The 2,656-nt window shown below is 42.7% G+C and carries 3 protein-coding genes; all 3 read right to left on the bottom strand.

From position 1 onward, the window contains the following. Positions 1 to 1,217 (bottom strand): response regulator (locus tag F6K49_RS40305; protein ID WP_293106445.1); only part of this gene is annotated, 1,217 nt, incomplete at its 3' end. Then, positions 1,214 to 1,609, bottom strand: a complete 396-nt coding sequence (locus F6K49_RS40300; RefSeq protein WP_293031622.1) for a response regulator — start codon at positions 1,607 to 1,609, stop codon at positions 1,214 to 1,216. The genes F6K49_RS40305 and F6K49_RS40300, both read right to left, overlap by 4 nt. Positions 1,610 to 2,191: 582 nt before the next feature. Next, on the bottom strand, positions 2,192 to 2,656 hold a 465-nt coding region (locus F6K49_RS40295; protein WP_293106442.1), incomplete at its 5' end, for an ATP-binding protein.

Genomic DNA, 2,656 nt, shown 5'->3' with positions numbered 1-2,656 from the left:
ATCTCTTTGAGATAGTCTAGAGCGTCTGGATCGAGATGTTCAGATTGGTTGTCAAGTTCTTCAATCGCTTCCTCCACCAGCTCAACCGAACCTTCAGCATAGTTGTTAACAAAGTTGAGAGGATTTCTGAGCTCATGGGCAATACCTGCGGTTAACGCCCCGAGGGAGGCAAGTTTTTCTTGGACAACAATCTGCTGTTGAGCAGCTTTTAATTCGACGGTTCTTTGTTCTACTTTCTCTTCTAGGTTGTGGGAATAGTCTTCTAGTTGCCCATTGGCTTGCTGCAAATCCTGATTCAGTTGAGAGAGTTCCGCCAGTAATCGCTCCCGCTCGGCTTCGGCTCGTTTACGTTCGGTGATGTCTTGAAAGGCTGCGATCGCATAAGCCACATTTCGCTCTTGATCATAGATCGGTGTACCCCAAGCTTCTACAGGAATCATCTTATCCCGTTGGCGTATTTCCATATCGTCAACTGCCACACTCTCCCCCTGCAACGCCCTCAAAATCGGATTCTGTGCTTTCGGGTAAAGTTGCTCAGTTCCAGCGAGATAAATCTGATAAGTGTCTTGTAACTGTGACTTTTTAGCTGACTCTATGATAGCTCTGTCTGAAATCTGCTGTCCAGCTTTATTGATCAAATAAGGCTTACCCTTGGCATCAGTTACACATACTCCCACAGGCATGGCTTCTAAGAACTGCCTCAAGCGATTCTCATTTTCATGGAGTTGGGAAATTAAATCAGCTTGTTCGCGGTTGGATTTTTCTAGCGCTTGATTCATTGTCTGGAGTTGAGCATTTTTTTCAGCTAGCGCCTTATCCTGAGAATAACTATACAATGCCTCTTTTACAGTAATTCTGAGGTCGTCAGCCTGCCAAGGCTTAGGGATATAACGATATAATTTAGCATAGTTAATCACATTTCCCACCGCTTCCAAATCCGCTTGCCCAGTCAACATAATTTTGAGGGTTTTGGGTGAAATAGTATGAATGCGTTTGAGTAATTCATCCCCTTTCAGATTGGGCATGATGTAATCAGAAATAACCAGGGCAACTTCATAGTCATCCTCTACTAATTCTTCGAATACTTCTAACGCTTCTTCCCCACCTTGGGTCATTTCAATCAGATAGTTATCTCCCAAACTAGTTTCTAGCTCTATTTTCAGGCTATCTAGGATGGTTTGTTCGTCATCAACACAGATAATGGCAGTTCGATTCATAATTCGACTAAAGCATCCTGAATTGTTAAAATTAATTCCCGAGTATTCCAGGGTTTATGTAAACATCGATATAAGTTAGCATATTGTTTCGCCCGTTCAACCGCTTCCTCATCAGCTTGTCCCGTTAGCATCACTTTAATAATATCGGGATATTTGTGATGGACATTAATCAGAAATTGATCCCCTTTCATTCCTGGCATTAACCAATCGGAGACAATAATCAGAATTTGTTCTCCATTCTCATAGAGTTCATCAATGATTTCCAAAGCTTCATCAGCACTTTCAGCAAATTCATAGAGATACTTATCTTCAAAAGCTGCTTGAAGTTCCATCTCCAAGCTTTTCAAAATCGATATTTCATCATCAACACATAAAATTACGGCGTCAGACATGACTAGTTCCCTCATTGAATTCATACCAATTCTGGCCGATTACGGCTACAGATCAATTTCATCTGGCCATCTCCCGATCTGGCGATCTCCCGATTTCCCCATCTGCATCTGTAGTCCTACTTTGAAAAATGGCTATCAATAGTCAGAGAAACGGTCGAGATGGGTTGAGTAGGCAAGGTCGCGTTCGCTAGCCAACGCCCTTCGGGCTAATCGCATAAGTAATCTTACGGTCTTGATCAAAGATGAAAAGTTTTTGGTCAGCCTCACAAACCCCTTGATAAACTAGAGTTCTAAGGCGCTTAGTAAATTCCCTCAGTGAGCCGATAGCCTGGGAGTGTAATCATTATTGGTTACTATGGATGATTTAATGACATGGACTGCAACTAGCCACAGTTTTGACACTCCCCGCTCTTGCCTAGACTGGGTTTTATTGCCTCAGACAATTGTTTATCAAGTAGCTACACTTATAACTAGCTACACTTATAACTAGCTACACTTATAACTAGCTACACTTATAAAGTTCCCCAGGAATCCTGTCCAAATAACAGTTTCAGGTTGATCATCTCAATCTACCTCCGAAAGCTACGACTGTGGCTGCTGAATTGGTAGGGAAACTGTAAAGGTAGTTTCACCAGGTACGGAATCCACCTCCATGTGTCCGTGATGTTTCTCTACAATTTTCCTAACAATATCTAATCCCAAACCACTGCCTTCTCCAGCGGGTTTCGTGGTAAAGAACGGCTGAAATATTTTCGGCTGAATTTCAGGAGGAATCCCCTTGCCAGTGTCAGTAATGCTGACTTTGATTTGGTCATCTTGCTGCCTGACGTTAATGGTTAAAGTCCCCTTGTTCTCCATGGCTTGCAGGGCATTGTGAATCAGATTCGTCCAGACTTGATTGAGTTCATCAGGATAGCACCCGATAACTGGCAAAGAATCGTCATAGTTTCTGTAGACGTCTACGCCATGTTTGAGTTGGTTATGATAAAGAGTCAAGACCGTGTCAATGCCATCAGTAATCTGTGCATCTATCTTTTCCCCACTAGA

The organism is Moorena sp. SIO3I6 (assembly GCF_010672095.1).
Note: the sequence above shows the minus strand (reverse complement) of the source record. Positions and strands in the feature narration are given on the sequence as shown.

What these genes read in the sequence shown, in the direction of transcription:
- F6K49_RS40300 (WP_293031622.1), bottom strand. Translation starts at nt 1,609, where the DNA reads ATGTCTGACGCCGTAATTTTATGTGTTGATGATGAAATATCGATTTTG.